The organism is Stenotrophomonas sp. GD03958, from assembly GCF_029839005.1.
Taxonomy (GTDB): domain Bacteria; phylum Pseudomonadota; class Gammaproteobacteria; order Xanthomonadales; family Xanthomonadaceae; genus Stenotrophomonas; species Stenotrophomonas hibiscicola.
The window spans coordinates 70,725-92,156 of record NZ_JAOBZT010000007.1 but is presented as its reverse complement, the minus strand read 5'-3'; the positions used below and the strand labels follow the sequence as shown (position 1 = coordinate 92,156).

The following is a 21,432-nucleotide window of genomic DNA, read 5'->3' as shown; positions in this document are numbered from 1 at the left end:
CGCCCCTGCCACCGGACCCACCCCGCCTTCGACAGTTTCCCGCGGCCTGCCGGAACGGCATCCCGCTCTGGGTGTCGACCTTGGTCGACACGGTAGATCCACGCCATGCGTGGATGGAGTGGTGCAAGACGCTGTAATGAAAAGGTTGGAGCCAGAGGGTCAGAAGGGGTTCAGTGCCACGCGCTGAACGGGTGCCCCGGACGGGTAGACTGTGGCTCCTGCTCACGTGAAGACTGGTTGCCCGATGTCCGCCAAACGCCGCTGGTTGCCCCTGTTGTGCCTGGCCCTGGCGGGCTGCAGCCAGCTGGAAAATCCGGGCAATGTGACTGCTGCCGACAAAGCGGCGCGGGCACCGGCCAGCGATGGCGAGAACATGGTGTCGATCAATGCGGCCGATGCACCGCCACCGCCAGCGCCGCCGCGCAGCCAGGCGGATCGGCCGTGGCCGCAGGCGCAGCTTGAGAATGGCCGTGCCTGGGTCAGCTGCAGCACGGAATATGCTGGCGATGCCGGCGACGGTGTCGAGCTGGAAGGCCTGCAGCGCGAGCAGATCACTCAGGCGCTGGCGCCGTGCGCCGAGCGCGGCCTGATGCGCGTGCGTTACGCCGGCAAGATCAATCCGGGCTTCGCCGAGATGATGTGGCGGTTGGCGGTGGTCGCCGACCAGCAGAAGATCCACAAGCGCATCCTCGATCTGGATTCCAGCGGCGGCCAGGTGGAATCGGCGATCGTTGCCGGTGACAGCATCGGTGAATCCGGCTGGACCATCTGGGTGCGCGAAGGCTCGATCTGCCACAGCGCCTGCGTGTTCGTGCTGGCTGCCGGTGACAACCGCCTGCTGTCGGGCAAGGTCGGCATCCACCGCATGATGCGGATCAGCTCCAAGGCCACCTCGCGCGCGGAACTCAACCGCGAGCTGCACGAGGTCTACGACAACGTGAAGGACTATCTGCAGCGCAATGGCGTGGCGGTGGGCGTGGCCGATCTGATGATGACCGTGCCCAACCGCAGCCTGCGCCTGCTGACTCCGGACGAGCTGCGCCAGTACGGCCTGGATGGGACCAATGCGGTGCAGGATGATCTGGAACGGATCAAGCAGATGCGTGCCTGCGGCGATGATTTCGTGCAGCGCAAGGACGCGTTCCTGGTCGCCTTCGACCAGCAATGCAAGCGCGAAGGCGCCGACATGGAGTCGATCAACAGCTGCGGCCAGGCGTTGAAACAGCGCTTCGGCTTTCCCGACGCGGTGTGCCCGGACGAAAGCCCGCTGTCGGAGATCGATGTGGCGACGCTGCCCCCGGCACCGCCGGAACCGCCGATGGCCGAGCAGGCAGCCGACGATGCAGGCAAGTCTGCGGCGCAGGCCGATGCGGCGGCGGTGGAAGGCAACGCCCACGCGCGCTGACGAACCGCTCACCGCGCTGGCGTAGACTGCGGTCCTTTCCTCGAGAACCGGCGGTGTCCATGAAGCGCGCGCTCCTGCTGCTGTCCCTGCTGCCCCTGACTGCGTTGGCGCAGGCACCTGCGCCGGCCACGCCGGCACCGGCACCCGCGCGCCCGGCCCCGGCATCGCCGGCGGCTGCGAAACCGGCCACCGCCGGCGCTCCGGCATTGACCGCCGCGCAGCAGGCGCAGGTGCAGAAGCAGGACGCCGAAATGGGCGCGGCTGCGTTGAAGGCGGCGCAGCTGGTCGATGCCAACCGCGCCGGCGAACTGTGGGATGGCGCTTCGGCCGTCGCCCGTCGTGCAGTGCCGAAGGCCGCCTTCGTCAGCCAGCTGACCACCGAGCGTGCGCGCCTGGGTGCGTTGGCCGGGCGTGGCCAGCCCACCATCACCCGGGTCAAGTACAGCGCCGGTGCTGCGGTGCCGGAAGGGCTGTACATCAACGTCAGCTTCCCGACCCGTTTCGCCAACAGCGCGCAGCCGGTGCGCGAGCTGGTCTCGTTCCGTTTCGACGAAGACCAAGTGTGGCGCCTGGCCGGTTACAGCCTGCGTGCGTCGGCACCCTGAGGAGATGAGCGATGGCAACTGAACTGACAATGCTGGCCTGGTCGATCGTGCTCGGCTTCGTGTACATCTTCGCCACCTCCACCGTGGTCACCCGCGAGCGCGGGATGAAGTGGAATGCCTCGGCACGCGATGGCGATGCAAAGCCGCTCAGCCCGCTGGCCGGCCGCCTGCAGCGGGCCCAGGCCAACTTCCTGGACACCTTCCCGTTCTTCGCCGCTGCCGCCATTGCAGTAGTCGTGTCCGGTCGCGGCAACGGCACCACGGCGCTGGCTGCGCAGGCCTACTTCTGGGCGCGTGTGGTCTATCTGCCCCTGTACGCGGCCGGCGTGCCCTACCTGCGTAGCCTGGTGTGGCTGGTGTCGCTGCTGTCGATCCTGGCGCTGGTGTTCGCACTTCTGTAAGTCGGCCTGATCCAGATCAAGGCCGCTCAGGCGCGCGGCGCTATGCTGGCGCGGACTTGATCAACGGCAGGAGGCGCGGATGCGCAGGATGGACGTGGTGGTGGTCGGCGCCGGACCGGCAGGTCTGTGCTTCGCGCGCGCGCTGGCCGGCAGCGGGCTGCAGGTCGGGCTGGTCGAAGTGCAACCGCGCCAGGCGCTGGCCGAGGCCGCCTTCGATGGCCGCGAGATCGCGTTGACCCATGCCTCCCGGCAGAGCATGGAGCAGCTGGGGCTGTGGCAGCGCCTGCCGCAGGCCGAAGTCGCTGAACTGCGCGATGCCAAGGTGATGAACGGCGGTTCGCCGTTCGCGCTGACCTTCGCCAGCAGCCAGGTCGACGGCCAGCCGCTGGGCTGGCTGGTGCCCAACCATCTGATCCGCCGCGCTGCATGGGATGCCGTGCAGGACCAGGATGGTCTGGACCTGTTCGACGGGCGCAAGGTGCAGCGCGTCCAGGCCGATGCGCAGGGCCACGTGGTCAGACTCGATGACGGCAGCCAACTGCACGCCCGCCTGCTGGTCGCGGCTGACAGCCGCTTCTCCGCCACCCGCCGCATGCTTGGCATCGGTGCGCAGATGCGCGACTTCGGCAAGTCGATGCTGGTGTGCCGCATGCAGGTCGAGCGCGACCATCACCACACGGCCTGGGAATGGTTCGGTTACGGCCGCACCATGGCGCTGCTGCCGCTCAACGAGGGCCAGGCATCGGCGGTGATCACGCTGCCGCCGCGGCAGATCGAAGAACTGCTGGCGATGGATGAGGTGGCCTTCGGCGATGCCATCAGTGCGTGCTTTGAACATCGCCTGGGCCGCATGCAGCCGGTGGCGACGCCGCAGGCGTACCCGCTGGTGGGTGTGTACGCGCACCGTTTCGTCGGCGAGCGTTCTGCGCTGATCGGCGATGCCGCAGTCGGCATGCATCCGGTCACCGCGCATGGCTTCAACCTGGGCCTGGCCAGCGCACAGCGGCTGGCGCAGGGCATCGTCGCGCAGCAGCGTCGCGGTGCCGACATTGCTGCCGCCGGCATGCTGACCAGCTACCAGCGGGGCCATCGGCTGGCGTCGCGGCCGATGTACGAAGCCACCAATGCGATCGCCAGCCTGTACACCGACGACCGTCGCCCGGCGCGCCTGCTGCGTGCGGCTGGCCTGCGCCTGGCGCAGGGCGTGGCACCGTTCAGGCAGCTGATCGCCTCGCACCTGACCCAGCGCGTGGCCTGAACGGCTTCAGATCAGCCGGCAGCCAGCACCCGGATCTGGCTGCCGGAAAATTCGACCACCTGGCCCGCGCGGATCTTGCACGCCTTGCGCAGCTCGATTTCGCCATCGACCCGCACCTGGCCTTCACTGATGACCATCTTGGCCTCGCCGCCGCTGGTGACCAGGTCGGCCAGCTTGAGCAGCTGCTTGAGTTCGACGTAGTCACCGTCGAGGTCGAATTCGAGAATCTGCATGGAGCGGGTTCCTGGGAAGAGGGCGCAGGCCAGCGGCCGGGCCGGGAAGCGGGCGCGTATTGTGCGCCAGCACGGGCTCGACGGCACGCGCACGGAAAGCTGTACACCTCGTTCAGGATCAATGCGGTATCATCCCGCTCTGAGCGAGTGAAATCTCCTCCGACCGAGCAGCGCCAGGGCACGCGATAAGAAGGGCGCCCAAAGCGCGGACCATCCCTTTTTTATCGCACTGCCAGGAAGACGGCAGTGCCTTCGGAGTTCCCCATGTCCCAAGATTCCCAAGCGCCGCTGCAGTTCGCGCAGCTCGGCCTGTCCGAGCCCGTGATGCAGGCGGTCACCGCCATCGGCTACGAAACCCCGTCGCCGATCCAGGCCGCCACCATCCCGGCGATGCTGGAAGGCCGCGACGTGCTGGGCCAGGCCCAGACCGGTACCGGCAAGACCGCTGCGTTCGCACTGCCGGTACTGTCCAACATCGACCTGCAGCAGATCAAGCCGCAGGCCCTGATCCTGGCGCCGACTCGCGAACTGGCCATCCAGGTCGCCGAGGCGTTCCAGTCCTACTCGTCGAAGATCCCGGGCTTCCGCGTGCTGCCGGTGTACGGCGGCCAGCCTTACGGGCAGCAGCTGTCGGCGCTGCGCCGTGGCGTGCACATCGTGGTCGGTACCCCCGGCCGCGTGATCGACCACCTGGACCGCAGCACCCTGGACCTGTCCGAGCTGAAGACCCTGGTGCTGGACGAAGCCGATGAAATGCTTCGCATGGGCTTCATCGACGACGTCGAAGCGGTGCTGAAGAAGCTGCCGGAGCAGCGCCAGGTGGCCCTGTTCTCGGCCACCATGCCGCCGCAGATCCGCCGCATCGCGCAGACCTACCTGCAGGATCCGGTGGAAGTGACCATTGCGGCCAAGACCACCACCTCGGCCAACATCCGCCAGCGTTACTGGTGGGTGAGCGGCATGCACAAGCTGGATGCGCTGACCCGCATCCTGGAAGTCGAGCCGTTCGACGCGATGATCATCTTCGCGCGCACCAAGGCCGGCACCGAAGAACTGGCCAGCAAGCTGCAGGCCCGTGGCCTGGCCGCTGCCGCCATCAACGGCGACATGCAGCAGGCCCAGCGTGAGCGCACCATCGCCATGCTGAAGGAAGGCAAGCTGGACATCCTGGTTGCCACCGACGTGGCTGCGCGCGGCCTGGACGTGGAGCGCATCAGCCACGTGCTGAACTACGACATCCCGTACGACACCGAAAGCTACGTGCACCGCATCGGCCGTACCGGTCGTGCCGGCCGCAGCGGCGAGGCGATCCTGTTCGCGACCCCGCGCGAGAAGGGCATGCTGCGCCAGATCGAGCGCGCCACCCGCCAGCCGATCGAAGAGATGCAGCTGCCGAGCGTGGAAGCGGTCAACGACACCCGCATCAACAAGTTCACCTCGCGCATCAGCGAAACCCTGGGTGCCGGTGGCCTGGACTTCTACCGCCAGCTGCTGGAGCGCTTCGAGAACGAGCAGAACGTGCCGGCCATCGAGATCGCCGCCGCGCTGGCCAGGATGCTGCAGGGTGACACCCCGTTCCTGCTGCAGCCGCCGGTGCGTGCCCCGCGTGAAGAGCGCGCCCCGCGCGAGCGTTTCGACCGTGGCGACCGCCCGGAGCGTGGCGATCGCTTCGACCGCAACGAGCGTGGTCCGCGCTTCGAGCGTGGCCCGCGTCGCGACGACGCCGAAGGTGGTTTCGAGCAGCGTCCGCGCCGTGAGGTTCCGCCGCGTGGTGCGCCGGAGCAGGGCATGGAGACCTACCGTATTTCGGTGGGCCACCAGCATGGCGTGAAGCCGGCCAACATCGTCGGCGCCATCGCCAACGAAGCCGGCCTGGAAAGCCGCTTCATCGGCCGCATCGACATCCACGACGACTTCTCGCTGCTGGACCTGCCGGCACAGATGCCGCCGGACGTGCTGTCGCACCTGCAGAAGGTGTGGGTGTCCGGCCAGCAGCTGCAGATGCGTGCGCTGGCTCCGGGTGAAGACACCAACCCGGCCCCGCGTCCGTTCAAGCCGCGCTTCGACAAGCGTGGCCCGGGCGGCCCGGGTGGCCCGCGTCGTGGTGGCCCGGGTGGTCCGGGTGGCCATGGTGGCGACCGCGGCGGTGACCGCGACAGCCGCCCGCCGCGTCGTGACGGCTTCAAGCCGCGCGGCCCGCGCAGCTTCTAAGCCGCACCCGCAGCCGTCCATAACAACGCCAGCCCCCGGGCTGGCGTACAGGAAAAGGGGACGGAGGGGATTAAGTCGTAAATGGCAGGCCATGCGCTTATGCCGAAAACGACTTAATCCCCTCCGTCCCCTTTTTCGCATGGCCCACACATTGCCGGTCATAGGCTGGGCCGGTTCCAAGGCAGGTTGTCACCGCAGCACATTCGGGGGGATCCGGGATGGGTAGAAGTGGCACGGACCAGCAGAGCCGGCGGGTGCCGATGACCCGTGGGCTGGGATTGCGCTTTGCGTTGTTGACGGGCATGGCGATCGGGCTGGTCGCGTTGTCCGCGTTGATCCAGGAACTGCAGGCGGCTTCGACGGCCTGGATCGCCGGGCAGGGCTACTGGTCACGCGGGCAGCAGGATGCCACTGCTGCGCTGAGCCGCTACCTGGCGCGCGGCCATGCCCAGGACCTGGAGGACGCGCGCCAGGCCCTGCGGATTCCGTTGGGAGATCTGCAGGCCCGGTTGGCGCTGGAACAGGCGGTACCGGACGAGGAGAAGGCCCGGCAGGGCTTCCTGCAGGGTGGCAACGCGCATGCCGATATCCCGCGTCTGGTGTTCTCGTTCCGCTATGCACGCGACATCGGCGCCTTCCGCGAAGCAACCGCGTTGTGGCGGCAGACCGACGATGACCTGTTGGCGGTGCAGCGGCTGGTCGCCGAGCTGCAGTCGGCGCACGCCGAAGGCACGCTGCCAGTGGCCGACCGCGACCGTTACCTGCAACAGCTGCGCGATCTGGACCGGCGGCTGCAGGTGCAGGCGCAGTCGTTTTCCCGAGCGTTGCTGCGCATGGCCACGATGGTGCGGATCGCCACGCTCGTGGTTGGTGGGCTGTCGGTGCTTGCGATCAGCCTGATGGCGGTGGCCCTCGCGCGCCGCGTCGGCAAGGACCTGACCGAACATGAAAGCCGCTTCCGCGCCGCCTTCTATCAGGCCAATGTCGGCATGCTCAAGCTCGACACCGAAGGCAAGGTGATCGAAGCCAACCAGGCGATGGCCGATATCCTCGACTACCGGCGCGACGTGCTGCTGCAGATGTCGTTGGGCGATCTGCTGATGGACGGCGAGCTTGTCATCGATGGGGTGGGCCGTATCGACTGGGACCGGCAGCTGCGGCCGAGCGAACTGCGCTTCCGCCGTCGCGATGGCAGCCTGGTCTGGGGCCGCTGGAGCGGCACCGGCGTGCGCAGCGCCGCCGGTGGCCTGTCGGTGTTCGCGATCATCGAGGACGTCAGCCAGAACCATGCACTGGCGCGCGAGATCGAGCACCACGCCAGCCATGACCCGCTGACCGGCCTGATCAACCGCCGCGAGATCGAACGGCTGCTGGAACGCGCGCTGTTGCAGGTGCGCAGCGAAGGCGGCACGCACGCGCTGTGCTATATCAACCTGGACCATTTCAAGCTGGTCAACGACAGCTTCGGCCACGCCGCTGGTGACCAGATGCTGCGCGCCTTCGCCGAGTACCTGGTGGCGGCGGTGCGTGATGGTGACTGGGTCGGCCGGCTGGGTGCGGACGAGTTCGCGGTGTTCCTCGCCCATGCCGGGCAGGACGAGGCCAAGCGCGTGCTGCAGCGGGTGATCCGCAACCTGGGCCAGGCCACGTTTCCGATCAGCGAGGGCAGCCCGCAGCTGAGCTGCAGCATCGGCGTGGTCGAGGTCAGTGCAGATGCGCCGGACGTGAACTGGTTGATGAGTGCCGCCGACAGCGCCTGCTATGCCGCCAAGCAGGCCGGGCGCAACCGCGTGCACTGCTTCAATGAGAACCGTATGGCGCTGGAGGAGCGGCGGCAGGAGGCCGAGCGCCTGCAGGGCGTCAGCCTGGCGATGGCCGAGAATCGCATGCTGCTGTATGCACAGCGCATCGCCCGCGTGGGGGATCCGTCCTACCTGCACTACGAGGTGCTGGTGCGCATGCGTGGCACCGATGGCAGCCTGCATCTGCCCGGCCAGTTCATGCCGGCGGTGGAGCGCTATGGCATGGCGGTGGCGCTGGACCGGCACGTGCTCGGGCTGCTGTTCCGCCACCTGCAGGTGTGCCCGGCGCACGTGCGCCAGCTGGGCCTGTGCAACGTCAACGTGTCCGCGCAGTCGATCGCCGAACCGGGATTCCTCGCCTTCGTCTGCGACCTGCTCGAGCGCAACCGCGCGCTGGCCTCCAAGCTGTGCTTCGAGATCACCGAGACTGCGGCGATCAGCAACCTCAGCCAGGCCCGCGCCTTCATCGATGCGGTGAAGGCACGGGGGTGCCGGATGGCGCTGGATGACTTCGGCTCCGGCCTGTCTTCCTTCGGCTACCTGCGCCAGTTGCCGGCGGACATCCTGAAGATCGACGGCGCCTTCGTGCGCGACATGGATACCGACCCTGTCAGCCACGCCACGGTGCGCGCGATCAGCGAGCTCGGGCGCGAGCTGCAGATGGAAGTGGTGGCCGAGTGGGTGGAGACCGCCGAGGTTGCCGGTGCGCTGACCCGGCTTGGCGTACAGGGGCTGCAGGGCTATGCCATCGAACGGCCGCAGCCGCTGGAGCGGCTGACCCTGGTCGATCTGCGCCCGGTACGGCTGGTCGCGGTGAAGGGGCCGCCGGCGGCTGGCTGAACCGCAGGCGCCGACTTTGGTGTACACATGCGTGGCGTGCCCGGCTGCGATAATGCGCGTCAGGGGCGGCGCGCAGTGGGCGCGGACGTAAGCAGGAACAGGACGTGGCGTGGGCGGCAGGCAGTGGCGGTATGGAACAGGAGCGGTGCTGGCCGTCCTGATGGTGTGGTTGGCGTTGCCGTGGCCGCTTCAGGCTGCAGAGGCCGTGTCGGGCCATGATTATCTCCTGGTCGGCGGCGCTACCGACGAGCCGACGCCGCACCGCGCATGCACGCCGCAGATGCTGTCCGGCGCCCGCCAGCAGGTGCTGGTGCCGGCTCCGCCGCAGGGCTGGTCAGGCCAACCGCAGGCGCTGGACGTGTTCAACGTCTTTGCCGGTGAAGTGCGCGTCCAGCATGGTGACCGCGAGATCTGCGGCAACATGCACGACGCGCGCACCCGCGATTCACGTTTCCGGGCTGGCATCGGCCTGGTGGCGGTACCGCCGGCCGGCAGCCATGAGCCGTTCCTGGTCTCCTGGCAGACACCGCTGAAGACACGTTGGGTACCGACCCTGCGGCTGGGCGCGCCCAGCCCGGTGCAGCAGAACGACACCGCCCGCCTGCTGGTGCGCGCGGCCTGCATCGCGGTGGCGATCGCGCTGGCGCTGTCGGCGTTGATGGCCTTCCTGACCACCCGGGACCGCAGTTTCCTGGTCTACATCGCCGGCACCACCGTGATGGTGCTGTGGCAGGCAATCCTCGGCGGGCTCAGCGGCTATCCGGAACCCTGGCTGCCGGTGGGCGAGCACGGCGCATGGTGGCTGCTGGCGCTGACCGCTGCGACCCAGGCACTGGTGCTGCCGGCGCTGTGGCGGCTGAACGGAGGCGATCGCGTGCTGCCTCGATCGCGCCCGGCCCAACTGGTGGTGTTGTGGGCCCTGATGGCGCTGGCCGTGCTGGTGCCGTGGCTGCGCTGGGAGCATCTGGCGTGGGTCGCGAAGGGCTTGCAGGTGTCCTATCTGTCCGGATGTGGCCTGGCACTGATGGTCGGCGTCTGGGCACGCTGGCGCGGCGACCGTTGGGCGCAGGCGGGTCTGGCCGCGCTGGCACCGATGCTGGTACTGATCATCGCCGATGCCTGTGGTGCGGCGTGGCTGCTGGAATACCGGGTGGAGACGCTGCAGCTGGCGGTGACCTGGCTGTTGATGATGGCCGCGTATGCGTTGAACCAGCGGCTGGGCCGGCTGCGCCAGCAGCGTGATGAACTTCGCCAGCTGGCCGAGACCGACGGCCTGACCGGGCTTCCCAACCGTCGCGCCGGACTGCAGCAGCTGGCCCGCCATCTGGAACGGGTGGACCGTGAGCGCGGCCCGTTGGTGATCGGCTTCCTCGACATCGACCTGTTCAAGGACATCAACGACCGCCACGGCCACGCAGTGGGCGACCAGGTGCTGGTGGCGGTGGCGCGTGCCCTGCGCGCGGCGGTGCGCAGCCAGGACGAAGTGGTGCGGATGGGCGGCGAAGAGTTCCTGCTGCTGATGCCCGGCATGCCGCGCGAGGTGGCGTCGGCACGGCTGGACCGCCTGCGCCAGCGCATCACCGAGGCTGGCCAGGCCCTGCAGGTGCCGGGGCTGGAGGTGACCGCCAGCATCGGCCTGGCGCAGTGGCGACCGGGCGAGGACGATCTGGCCGGGCTGCTGCGGCGCGCCGACCATGCCATGTACGTGGCAAAGCGGGCGGGCCGCAACCGGGTCTTCGACGGCGAGGAGCTCGATCCGCCCGCCCTGGCATGAAGCGCAGCGGGCGGCGATGCCGGATAATGGGCCGATGACCACCCGACTCAACAAACATATCGCCGACACCGGCTTCTGCTCCCGCCGCGAGGCCGATCGCCTGATCGCCGCGCGCCGCGTTACCGTCAACGGCCATCCGGCCGGTACCGGCGCGGTGGTGGGCGAGGAAGACCAGGTGCTGGTCGACGGCCAGCCGCTGCGCGCCCGCGTGGCACGCAAGCCCGGCGCCCGCCGCCACGTCTACATCGCATTGAACAAGCCGGTCGGCGTCACCTGCACGACCGAAACTTCGGTCAAGGGCAACATCGTCGACTTCGTCGGCCATGAACAGCGCATCTTCCCGATCGGCCGCCTGGACAAGGACTCCGAAGGCCTGATCCTGATGACCAGCAATGGCGATATCGTCAACCAGATCCTGCGTGCCGAGAACGGCCACCAGAAGGAATACCTGGTGGCGGTGAACAAGCCGGTCACCGATGAGTTCCTGCGCGGCATGGCGCGCGGCGTGCGCATCCACGACCAGATGACGCTGCCGTGCAAGACCTCGCGCATCGCCAAGTTCGGTTTCCGCATCACCCTGCAGCAGGGCCTGAACCGGCAGATCCGCCTGATGGCTGCCGAGTTCGGCTATCGCGTGACCCAGCTGCGCCGCGTGCGCATCGACAACATCAAGATCGGCGCGCTGAAGCCGGGCCAGTGGCGCAACCTGACCGAGCAGGAGCTGCAGGGCCTGCTGCCGAAGCAGCTGGACTGGTAACGCGCGGTAGTGCGGATTACGCGCCGGCATCAGCTAGACTTTGCAGTGACCTGCCGGAAGTGACGCTGCATGATCAAGCCCGACAAGCCTGCCAACGAAGCCCTCCGGCTCGAGGCGCTGTACCGCTACCGGATCCTTGATTCGCAGCGCGAGAAGTCATTCGACGACCTGGTGGCGATCGCCAAGGCGGTCTGCGGTACCTCGATGGCGGCGGTGACCCTGATTGACGTCGAACGGCAATGGTTCAAGTCGATCCAGGGCATCGACGCGGCGGAAAACCTGCGCAGCGAATCGATGTGTGGCCACGCCATCCTGCAGCCGCACGAAGTCATGGTGGTCGAGGATGCGTTGCAGGACATCCGCTTCCACGACAACCCGGTGGTGACCGGCGACCCGCACATCCGCTTCTACGCCGGTGCGCCGCTGATCAGTTCCGATGGCCTGCCGCTGGGTACGCTGTGCGTGTTCGATGCACAGCCGCAGCACCTGCCAAGCGACAAGGCCGAGGCGCTGGCCGCGCTGTCGCGGCAGGTGATGCTGGTGATGGAGCTGCGCCGTTTCGCGCTCGACATCCAGAACCACATGCTGGAACGCGATGATTACGAGCGCCTGCTGTCGGAGTACCACGACGTGCTGCTGGCGCAGAACGCCGACCTGGCCGAGCAGAGCCGCACCGATGCGCTGACCGGCCTGCCGAACCGCCGCGCGATGGCGGCGGCGCTGGACGAGGCAGTGGCGGTGACCGGGGATCAGCCCGATGTGGCCTGCGTCGCGCTGCTGGACATCGACCACTTCAAGCACATCAACGATTTCCAGGGCCACGCCACCGGCGACCGGGTGCTGGCCGAGCTGGGCACGCTGCTGCGCTCGCACTTCGCCGGCCGTGGCATGGCCGCGCGCTATGGCGGCGAGGAGTTCGTGGCGGTGATGCCGGCGACCGACCTGCAAACCGCCGAACTTCAGTGCGAGTTCCTGCGCCTGGCCGTTGCTGATCTGCCGCTGGGGTTCCCGGTCACGATCAGTATTGGAGTGGCCCAGCACCAGCCCGGTGAAAGCGTGGATGAGACGCTGGCACGTGCCGACAAGGCGCTGTACCGGGCCAAGGGCAAAGGTCGCAACCGGGTGGAACGGGCGGACTGAAACACGGCGGTTCGCGCGTTGAACGCATGCGACGCGTGGATGATTCGATGCCGCTCCAGTAGATCCACGCCATGCGTGGATGCTCTTCCCGTTTCACTTGGCGTCGCAGCTCCTGCGATCAGAACCGGCCAGCATGACGCCCTGTTTCCCCGGACGCCGCCCATGCTGCAGACCCTGGCCATCGCCCACTATCGTTCGCTGCACGGGCTCGTACTGCCGCTGCAGCAGTTGAATGTGGTGACCGGTGACAACGGCAGTGGCAAGTCCAGCCTGTACCGTGCCCTGCGCCTGCTGGCCGAGACCGCGCAGGGCGGCGTCGCGGCGGTGCTGGCCCGCGAAGGCGGGCTGGGCTCGGCGCTGTGGGCGGGTCCGGAAAAAATGGACCGTCGGGTTGCTGCCGGCGAAATCCCCCTGCAGGGCGGCCCACGCCAGGAATCGGTGGGATTGAAGTTGGGCTTCGCCACAGACGAATTCGGCTACGCCATCGATCTGGGCTACCCGCCCCCCAGTCGATCGGCCTTCGCACTGGACCCGCAGATCAAGGCCGAGGCGATCTGGGCTGGCCCGTTCCTGCGCAGCGCCAACCTGCTGGTTGATCGCCGTGGGGCAATGGTTCGGCAACGTCATGCGCGCGGTTGGGATCTGGTGGATGACAGGTTGTCGCTGTTCGACAGTCTGTTCACCCAGGTCGGCGATCCGCAGCGCCTGCCGGAAACCATCGCCCTGCGCGAGTACATCCGTCGCTGGCGCTTCTACGACCATTTCCGCAGCGACGCCGATGCACCGGCGCGGCAGCCGGCGATGGCCACGCGCACGCCGGTGCTGCATCACGACGGCCGGGATCTGGCGGCAGCCTGGGTGACCATTATCGAGATCGGTGACCCGGTGGCGTTGGCACGCAGCGTCGACGATGCGTTCCCCGGTGCCACGGTCGGCTTCGAAGAGCTGGACGGTCGACTGGCCCTGCGCTTCCACCAGCCGGGGTTGCTGCGGCCGTTGTCGATGGCCGAACTGTCCGACGGTACGCTGCGCTTCCTGCTGCTGGCTGCTGCGCTGCACACGCCGCGTCCACCGCCGCTGCTCGTGCTCAACGAGCCGGAGACCAGCCTGCATCCGGACCTGCTGCCGGCGCTGGCGCGGCTGATCATCGCAGCCAGTTCGCGCAGCCAGGTATGGGTGGTGTCACACGCCAGCCGCCTGATCGCGGCGCTGGAACAGGCGCCAGGGTGCCATTCGCTGCATCTGTACAAGGAACAGGGCCGCACGCTGTTGAGCGGGCAGGGCCTGCTGGATGCGCCGGCCTGGCATTGGCCGCAGCGTTGATACGGGCGTCCACGCCATGCGTGGATGCATTCAATCGGCGATGTTGCGCGCCTCGGCCGTGCCAAGAATCTCCGGATGCTGCACCGGCTTGCGGCGGTTCAGCAGCGGATGCAGGAACACCGCGCCGACGATGATCGCCACGCCCAGGTAGAACCACGGGGTGACTTCGTGCTGCTCGCGCAGCAGCACCACCGCCAGCACCACCGCATAGACCGGCTCCAGGTTGGTCACCAGCTGCACCGTGTAGGCGCTCAGGTGGCGCAGTGCGACCAGGGCCAGGGCAAACGGCAGCAGCGTGCAGAACCCGGCCAGCACCAGCAGCAGGATGCCGTCGTGCAGGTCCGGGACCACCCACAACGGGCTGGCCAGCGCAGGCAGCAGGTAGGGCATCAGCGGCGCCAGCAGGGTCAGGGTGAGGGTGCCCGCACCCAGCTCCAGCGCGGTGACCGTGAGCGGATCGGCGTGGCTGACCATGCGCTTGTTGAGCGAGCCGAACACCGCCACCAGCAGCGCTGAGATCGCGCCGATCAACACACCCAGGCGCATGCCATCGGGCACGCCACCGACCACCAGCGCAACACCCGGCAGCACCGCCAGGCCGAACGCCAGCTCACGCAGCTGGAACGGCCGCTTGGCCACCCACGGTTCGATGATCGAGGTGAACACCGGCGCCAGTGCGATGCAGGTGGCAGCCACCGAGGCATTGGCCAGCTTCACCGCGCCATAGAAGGTCAGCCAATGCAGGGCGACCAGCGCGCCAATGCCGGCGTAGCCGGCGACCAGCCGCAGGGGCAGGGTGCGCAACCCGCGCCAGACCCGTGGCAGCAGGGCCAGCATCGCCGTCACCAGCAGCATGCGCCACCACACCAGCGGCAGTGCGGGCAGGGTGATCAGCTTGCCGAGGATGGCGGTGATGCCCCACAGCAGGACACAGAAGTGGATCTGCCACAGCGCTTTGCGGGTGTCGGGTGTGCTCATCGGCCTATTGTGAGGCAATCGCGCGGCCGTCGGCGATGACTGTGGCATGCTCGCGGCATCGACCCAGAGAACCGAGCCATGGCAGCCGATTGCTCCCTTCTGCGCGGATGGGCCGCACTGACTGCCCTGATGGCGGCAGCCTCGCTGCTGTTGCAGTACCTGTTGCTGGTGCAGGGGCCGGGGGCGGCGGCCGGGATCGGCGTGGCGACGCTGCGTTTCTTCGGCTATTTCACCATTCTCAGCAACCTGGCTGTCTGCGTCGGATGTGGGTGGGTGGTCCTTGGCAGAGTCCTCAAGCCGGCGGTGGCGGCGAGCCTGGCGCTGTGCATCGGTGTGACCGCGTGCGTCTACGTGCTTGCATTGCAGGGGCTGTGGCAACCGACCGGGCTGCAATGGTGGGTCGATGCGGGCCTGCACTATGTCGTGCCTGCCCTGTTCCTGCTGGGGTGGCTGCTGCTGTTGCCGCACGGTGAGCTGCGCTGGCGCGCGCTGGGCGGCGTGCTGCTGGTACCGCTGGCCTACCTTGGCTGGGCGATGCTGGTCGCTGCAACGACCGGACAGGCGCCGTATCCATTCCTCGAACTGCAACGCCTGGGCCTGGCGGCCTTCCTGCTCAACGTGCTGCGCGTTGCGGGCGTGTTCGTGGTGGGCTGGACCCTGCTGTGGGGGCTGGACCGCTGGCGCCGTCGATGAGGCGCTGCAGGGCCATCGCTGCCGCCGGGTTGCGGGCCTTGCCGGCACCGATGCACAGCAGGTAGACCTCGCGCGGGGTCTCCGGGGCGTGCCCGGCCAGACAGGGCAGGTCGTCCACCGGCTCGCCGCGTGACCAGCGTCGCGCGCGTTCAGCCCAGCGCTGCTGCACGGGCGCAGGCAGGCCCTCTTTCAAGCGGGCCTGGCTGCGCTTGATCCGCGCGTAGACGAAGCCCGCACTGACGTCGCCGTGCAGCGGCGCCTCGTCGCTGTCCTCGATCACCAGTGCCACGCCGTGGCGGCGCGCGGCGGCGACCAGTGCGGGGCCATGTGCTGCGGCATTGCGGACCTCCAGCGCATGCTGCAGCGGCACCCCTTCCAGCTGCTTCGGCAGCTGCGCCATCAGGGCGTCCAGTGCATCGGCGTCGGCCGGGTGGCGTGGATCGAACTGCCACAACAACGGGCCAAGCCGGTCACCGAGCGCGATCGCTGCCTGCAGGAAGGGCGCAGCTGCCTCCACGGTGCTGGACAGGTCGCGGCGCTGCACCAGGTAGCGTGGTGCCTTCATCGCAAAGCGGAAGCCTTCCGGCGTCTGCGCGGCCCACTGCGCGCACTGTGCGGCGGTGGGCGTGCGGTAGAAGGTGCCGTTGATTTCGATGCAGCGCAGGGCACGGCTGGCATGGGCCAGCTCTTCACGCTGCGGCAGGCCCACGGGGTAGAAAACGCCGCCGCGCCATTCGGGAAACACCCAGCCACCGATGCCGCAGCGGATCTCCGCCTGCCGGGCGGTCGCGGTCACTGGCCGTGGTCCGCGCGCCACGGGTCGTAGCTGCCGAACCACCACAGATGGCCTTCCGGGTCGGCGCAGGCATAGCCACGGCCGCCGTAGTCCTGGTCGGCGATGTCGATGACGATGCGGGCACCGGCGGCCTTGGCCCGGGCGTAGTGCGCGTCGGCATCGGTGACGATCACGCAGGCACTCTGCGTCTGGCGGCCGCCGACTTCATCAGGCAACGCCGCATGCTCGCTCCACGCGCTCTGGTTGCTGGCCGAGCCCAGCATGATCATGCCGGTGCCGAAGGTCAGCTGCGCATGGAACACCGTGTCGCCGTCGGCGTAGACGGCCTGGGCATGGAAGCCGAAGGCGCGCTGCAGCCAGTCGATGGCAGCCTGCGCATCGCGGTAGCGCAGGCACGGAATGATGGTGGAGCCGTTGCTCGGTTGGCCGTTTCCGCCCATGACACCCCTCCAATGGCACAGGGCAGGGTGCGCCGCAGACCGTTACCATCCCGCGAAACCCCGGTGACGGCCTGCACATGGCCGCTACCCCTGTTCGGAGATCGTGCTGGATGAAACCCTGGATTGGAGGAGCCGTGCTGCTGGCGTGCACGACCATGGCGAGCGCTGCCACCCCGGCGCAGCTGCAGGAGCTGGATGCGACCGTCGAGCGCGTGCGCGCGCAGTTCGACGTGCCCGGTATTGCGGTGGCGGTGGTCAAGGATGGCGAGGTGGTGCTGGAGCGCGGCTGGGGCGTGCGCGAGCAGGGCAAGCCGGAACCGGTGCAGGCCGATACGCTGTTTGCCATTGCGTCCAACACCAAGGCGTTCACCGCCACTTCGCTGAACCTGCTGGCCGAGGACGGCAAGCTGAAGATGGATGACAAGGTGATCGACCACCTGCCGTCGTTCCGCATGTCCGATCCGTTCGTGACCGGGCAGATGACGATCCGCGACCTGCTGTCGCACCGCAGCGGGCTGAGCCTGGGTGCCGGCGACCTGCTGTTCTGGCCGGCCACCTCCTACAGCAATGCCGAAGTAGTCGAACGGCTGGGCAGGGTGCCGCTGAAGGGCGGTTTCCGCGAGAGCTACGCGTACGACAACATCCTGTACGCGGTTGCCCAGCAGGTGATCGAGCATGTCTCGGGCATGAGTTACCAGCAGTTCCTGCAGACGCGCATCTTCGACAAGGTGGGCATGACCGGCACGCGCTACAACGCCGATCACCTGAAGCCGGGCGACAAGGCCGCGGTCGGCCACGCCAAGTACGATTTCAAGGACCTGCGCACCGTTGCGCCGCTGACCTGGTCGAACAATGCCGGCGCCGGCGGCATCTATTCCAGCGCGCACGACATGGCGCGCTGGATGCAGGTGCAGCTGGCCGAAGGCAAGCTGGCCGACGGCACGCCGTTGTTCAGCGAGAAGAGCCAGCAGCAGATGTGGCGGATGATCACGCCGCAGTCGATCCCGGCGCCGAGCGTGCCGGAGCTGGCACCTGCGCGGGCCAACTTCGCCGGCTATGGCGAAGGCTGGAGCCTGAGTGACTACCGTGGGCAGAAGCTGGTCTGGCACACCGGTGGCTGGCCGGGCATGGTTTCGCGGCTGACCCTGGTACCGGGCGAGAAACTGGGCGTGGTGGTGCTGACCAATCAGGAAGTGGGCGCGGCGTTCAATGCGATCACCCTGAGCGTGCTCGATGCCTACCTGGGCGGTGAGAAGCATGACTGGGTGGACGCCTATGCCAAGGCCGTGGCCAAGGGAAAGGACAAGGCCGACGAGGCCTGGGCCAAGCACCAGAGCGCACGCGACAAAGGCAGCAGGCCATCGCTGGCGCTGGCCGGCTACACCGGCAGCTTCCGTGACCGCTGGTATGGCGACATGCAGATCAGCGCCGAAGGCAAGGGCCTGCGCCTGCGCTTTGCGAAGACCGCGCAGCTGAGCGGGCGCCTGGAGCACTGGCAGCACGACACCTTCATCGTGCGCTGGGACGACCGTTCGCTCAACGCCGACGCGTTCGTGAACTTCAGCCTGGACCCGGATGGCAAGGTGCGCGAGGTGCGCATGCAGCCGATTTCCGACCTGACCGATTTCAGTTTCGATTTCCAGGACCTGCTGTTCACCCCGGTCAAAGAATGAGGGTAGTGCCGGCCGCTGGCCGGCAACCTCATGATCTCTGGAAACGTAGCGAGGTTGCCGGCCAGCGGCCGGCACTACCGGCGCCGCGGCATCGTCGGCCGGCGTACACATGCGGCGTGGGATACTCCGCCGGCTAAGATGGCGAGGGAATGCGATGTTCCGTTGGTTTGAATCCCTGATTCCGGTGTTCCCGCCCGTGGATGGGCGCATGCCACCGCGCAAGGTGCTGCCGTTCTACCTGCACTACCTGCGCCCGGTGTGGCCGGTGCTGCTGGCCACGCTCATCGCCGGCCTGCTCCTGGCGCTGGTGGAAGTGGCCATGTTCGATTACCTGGGCCGCATCGTCGACATGGTCGCCGAGCAACCCGGTGCCGATTTCTTCAAGCGCCACGCCAATGAACTGGGCTGGATGCTGTTCATCACGGTCATCGCGCGGCCGATCCTGGTCGGCCTGCACAACCTGCTGGTGAACCAGGCGATCGTGCCCGGCCTGAGCAACCGTTCGCGCTGGCTGATGCACAACTACGTGGTGCGGCAGAGCCTGAGCTTCTTCCAGAACGACTTTGCTGGCAGCGTGGCCAACCGGGTGATGCAGACCGGTACCTCGTTGCGCGAGTCGGCGGTGCAGATGGTCGATTCGCTCTGGTACATCGTGGTCTACACCGGCACCGCGCTGTACCTGTTCGCGCAGGCCGACTGGCGGCTGATGCTGCCGCTGATCCTGTGGCTGCTGGCCTACGTGGTGATCATGGTCTACTTCGTGCCGCGCGCGAAGGAACGGGCATGGATCGCCTCGGAAGCACGTTCGAAGGCAATGGGCCGCATTGTCGATGGCTACACCAACATTCCCACGCTGAAGCTGTTCGCTCATGGCGGGCGTGAGCAGGCCTACGTGGCCGAGTCGATCCGGGAGCTGGCGGTCAAGCACCGCGCACAGACCCGCATCACCACCGGCATGGACCTGACCATTGCCATCGTCAACGGCTTCCTGATTGCCGGTACCTGCGGTCTCGCGCTGTGGCTGTGGAATGGCGGCCACATCACCGTCGGCGCGATCACCCTGGCCACCGGCCTGGTGATCCGCATCCACAACATGTCCGGCTGGATCATGTGGACCATCAACGGCATCTTCGAGGACATCGGCACGGTGCAGGATGGCATCACCACCATCGCCCAGCCGCTGACCGTGCAGGACCGCGAGGATGCGGTGCCGCTGCAGGTGACCCGAGGCGGCGTGCATTTCCAGGACATCCACTTCCATTACGGTAAAAAGGGCGGTGTGATTGCCGGCCTGGACCTGGTGGTGAAGCCGGGCGAGAAGATCGGCCTGGTCGGTCCGTCCGGCGCCGGCAAGTCGACCCTGGTCAACGTACTGCTGCGCCTGTACGACCTGGAAAGCGGCCGCATCCTGATCGACGATCAGGACATTGCCTACGTTACGCAGGAAAGCCTGCGCCAGCAGATCGGCGTGGTTACCCAGGACACCTCGCTGCTGCATCGCTCGATCCGCGACAACCTGCTGTACGGCCGCCCGGATGCGACTGATGAGCAGCTGCGTGCAGCCGTAGCCAAGGCACGTGCCGAAGCCTTCATCGATACGCTGGTGGACGGGCAGGGGCGTCGTGGCTACGACGCGCATGTGGGCGAGCGCGGCGTGAAGCTGTCCGGCGGCCAGCGCCAACGCATCGCCATTGCCCGCGTGCTGCTGAAGGACGCACCGATCCTGGTGCTGGACGAAGCAACCTCGGCACTGGACTCGGAAGTGGAAGCGGCGATCCAGGACAGCCTGGATGAGCTGATGGGCGGCAAGACGGTGATCGCGATCGCGCACCGGCTGTCGACCATCGCGCGCATGGATCGGCTGGTGGTGATGGACCAGGGCCGCATCGTCGAGACCGGCAGCCATGCCGAACTGATTGCGGCCGGTGGGCTGTATGCGCGCTTGTGGGCGCGGCAGACCGGTGGCTTTGTGGCTGCCGATCAGTGACTTCGATGTGACCGCGTTGCAAGGTGCCAAGTTACATCGTCACCCGTCCGGATGATTTGAGGTTTCACTTGCTCCGATGTTTGGAGGTCGCGGCTGATCGCCAAAGAACACCCTGGCATCGGGGATGTATCCCTCGTCCACGAGTACCGCGGCCATGCCTCTTGAATGCAGAAGATCATCCAAGGGCAGAGTGGTGAAAACCGTACTGTGCCGCGAAGTAGTTGAGCGGAGCACTGCAACCCAGTGAGTTCGTCTCTGGATATCAAGGTCAATATTCATCGTAGTGGCGATCGCGTCGTTGGTCAGACGAGCCCAGCACCGGGAGGGCGATGGAGGGGCATGCAGGAGCGCGCCCGATTCAATATCTCCCTCTGCCCACGCATGACCTAGCTCATCTAGGTTATCGAGCCAGGGCCGCAGGCTTGATGTGGCATCCGAGAAGCATTTGCGGTCTTTCACGGAGTCAATGTGAAAATTCTGGATAGTTTCCCTGGCGCCTCTCACCAGCATCGGGAAGCGGGCGTTGATCATCGGGATCCCATGATCGCGGGCCATGCGGTCAATGGCTCGAGAAAGTGGCTCACCGGCTCGGGCTCCACTGAATTGCAGTGCAGCATCATGAATTTTCCAAGCCGCGTACATTGGGCGCATCCTCTCAATGCTCGCGTCATGCAGGCCATAGAGAATCTTGAGATCGCTCAATCGCGTGTACTCTTCTTCGGTGAGCTCGTCACGAAGCGTTCTTCTACCTGAAAGGAACTTGAGCTTGCGGATGGCGGGCCACAGAATGAGGCTGCGAAGTACCCCGCCATCGTGCTCCACGGTCACGCCCGGAGGGCTCAGAATTGCATCAGACGTCGAGATTGCTGCTTCAACGCTGCGAGTATCGATGGATAGGCTCTTTCTTAGGGGTTGAATCGTGCCCAGTACAAGCAGCGTTGAAGAGCCTTTTCTGAACTGCCAGATGCGCGGGCCGGGGGCTGAGTGGACCGCGTGGATCGCAGGAAGATGAGTTGCGTCGGCATTCTCTTGATCCGTTGCGTATCCATTGATGGGCGCCATCGCCATCAGGGCGATGGCCGCCAAGGTAATGGAAGGAGAATGAAATTGATCCAT

18 protein-coding genes are annotated in these 21,432 nt (G+C 67.1%); 13 read left to right on the top strand and 5 right to left on the bottom strand.

Features of this window, described 5'->3' with window-relative positions; translation table 11 throughout:
• The first annotated feature begins 244 nt into the window (after positions 1-244).
• From N5C25_RS04045 to ubiM, 4 genes are all read left to right on the top strand, one after another.
• Positions 245-1,405, top strand: coding sequence for a hypothetical protein (locus N5C25_RS04045; protein WP_111098978.1), 1,161 nt, complete (start codon positions 245-247; stop codon positions 1,403-1,405).
• 59 nt (positions 1,406-1,464) lie between these two features.
• Positions 1,465-2,010 carry a DUF4019 domain-containing protein gene (locus tag N5C25_RS04040; protein ID WP_019659159.1) on the top strand — a complete coding sequence of 182 codons (546 nt, stop codon included), beginning with the start codon at positions 1,465-1,467 and terminating at the stop codon, positions 2,008-2,010.
• Between the two features lie 11 nt (positions 2,011-2,021).
• Positions 2,022-2,411 carry an MAPEG family protein gene (locus N5C25_RS04035; protein WP_279936471.1) on the top strand — a complete coding sequence of 130 codons (390 nt, stop codon included), beginning with the start codon at positions 2,022-2,024 and terminating at the stop codon, positions 2,409-2,411.
• Between the two features lie 79 nt (positions 2,412-2,490).
• On the top strand, positions 2,491-3,669 hold the full coding sequence (gene ubiM / locus N5C25_RS04030) for a 5-demethoxyubiquinol-8 5-hydroxylase UbiM (RefSeq protein ID WP_279936470.1): 1,179 nt from the start codon (positions 2,491-2,493) through the stop codon (positions 3,667-3,669).
• Between the two features lie 11 nt (positions 3,670-3,680).
• Here ubiM and N5C25_RS04025 read toward each other — a convergent pair whose 3' ends face one another.
• Complete coding sequence (locus N5C25_RS04025; RefSeq protein ID WP_019659156.1) at positions 3,681-3,902, bottom strand: RNA-binding S4 domain-containing protein; 222 nt, start codon at positions 3,900-3,902, stop codon at positions 3,681-3,683.
• A 264-nt stretch (positions 3,903-4,166) separates the two neighbouring features.
• Between N5C25_RS04025 and N5C25_RS04020 the strand changes: the two genes are divergently transcribed.
• The 6 genes from N5C25_RS04020 to N5C25_RS03995 all read left to right on the top strand — a co-directional run bounded on the left by N5C25_RS04020 (position 4,167) and on the right by N5C25_RS03995 (position 13,749).
• Positions 4,167-6,113: a DEAD/DEAH box helicase gene (locus tag N5C25_RS04020; protein WP_049413970.1), complete on the top strand. Its 1,947-nt coding sequence runs from the start codon at positions 4,167-4,169 to the stop codon at positions 6,111-6,113.
• Between the two features lie 218 nt (positions 6,114-6,331).
• Positions 6,332-8,755, top strand: a complete 2,424-nt coding sequence (locus tag N5C25_RS04015; RefSeq protein WP_111101996.1) for an EAL domain-containing protein — start codon at positions 6,332-6,334, stop codon at positions 8,753-8,755.
• 109 nt (positions 8,756-8,864) lie between these two features.
• Positions 8,865-10,529, top strand: coding sequence for a GGDEF domain-containing protein (locus N5C25_RS04010; RefSeq protein WP_279936469.1), 1,665 nt, complete (start codon positions 8,865-8,867; stop codon positions 10,527-10,529).
• Between the two features lie 34 nt (positions 10,530-10,563).
• Positions 10,564-11,286 (top strand): pseudouridine synthase, encoded by a 723-nt coding sequence (locus N5C25_RS04005; RefSeq protein WP_019659152.1) that lies wholly within the window; start codon positions 10,564-10,566, stop codon positions 11,284-11,286.
• Positions 11,287-11,355: 69 nt separating this feature from the next.
• Positions 11,356-12,426 (top strand): sensor domain-containing diguanylate cyclase, encoded by a 1,071-nt coding sequence (locus N5C25_RS04000; RefSeq protein WP_134729404.1) that lies wholly within the window; start codon positions 11,356-11,358, stop codon positions 12,424-12,426.
• Positions 12,427-12,588: 162 nt separating this feature from the next.
• On the top strand, positions 12,589-13,749 hold the full coding sequence (locus N5C25_RS03995) for an AAA family ATPase (protein ID WP_279936468.1): 1,161 nt from the start codon (positions 12,589-12,591) through the stop codon (positions 13,747-13,749).
• Positions 13,750-13,779: 30 nt separating this feature from the next.
• Here the strand turns inward: N5C25_RS03995 and N5C25_RS03990 are convergent, their stop codons facing one another.
• Positions 13,780-14,727: a DMT family transporter gene (locus tag N5C25_RS03990; RefSeq protein ID WP_010486385.1), complete on the bottom strand. Its 948-nt coding sequence runs from the start codon at positions 14,725-14,727 to the stop codon at positions 13,780-13,782.
• A 78-nt stretch (positions 14,728-14,805) separates the two neighbouring features.
• Here N5C25_RS03990 and N5C25_RS03985 point away from each other — a divergent pair, with 78 nt between their 5' ends.
• Complete coding sequence (locus tag N5C25_RS03985) at positions 14,806-15,420, top strand: Pr6Pr family membrane protein (RefSeq protein WP_229301601.1); 615 nt, start codon at positions 14,806-14,808, stop codon at positions 15,418-15,420.
• On the opposite strand, the gene N5C25_RS03980 is transcribed toward N5C25_RS03985, so the two are convergent.
• Together N5C25_RS03980 and N5C25_RS03975 are read right to left on the bottom strand one after the other, a co-directional pair.
• Entirely contained in the window at positions 15,341-16,216 is an 876-nt protein-coding gene (locus tag N5C25_RS03980) for a DUF72 domain-containing protein (RefSeq protein WP_279936467.1), read from the bottom strand. The two genes, N5C25_RS03985 and N5C25_RS03980, sit on opposite strands and share 80 nt — an antisense overlap.
• Entirely contained in the window at positions 16,213-16,656 is a 444-nt protein-coding gene (locus N5C25_RS03975; protein WP_279936466.1) for a VOC family protein, read from the bottom strand. Before N5C25_RS03975 ends, N5C25_RS03980 begins: the two co-directional genes overlap by 4 nt.
• A gap of 110 nt (positions 16,657-16,766) precedes the next feature.
• On the opposite strand from N5C25_RS03975, the gene N5C25_RS03970 reads away from it, so the two are divergent.
• Both N5C25_RS03970 and smrA read left to right on the top strand, forming a co-directional pair.
• Entirely contained in the window at positions 16,767-18,329 is a 1,563-nt protein-coding gene (locus N5C25_RS03970) for a serine hydrolase (protein WP_279936465.1), read from the top strand.
• A gap of 154 nt (positions 18,330-18,483) precedes the next feature.
• Entirely contained in the window at positions 18,484-20,316 is a 1,833-nt protein-coding gene (gene smrA / locus N5C25_RS03965) for a multidrug efflux ABC transporter SmrA (protein ID WP_279936464.1), read from the top strand.
• Positions 20,317-20,355: 39 nt separating this feature from the next.
• Here the strand turns inward: smrA and N5C25_RS03960 are convergent, their stop codons facing one another.
• Positions 20,356-21,432, bottom strand: coding sequence for a TraB/GumN family protein (locus tag N5C25_RS03960; protein WP_279936463.1), 1,077 nt, complete (start codon positions 21,430-21,432; stop codon positions 20,356-20,358).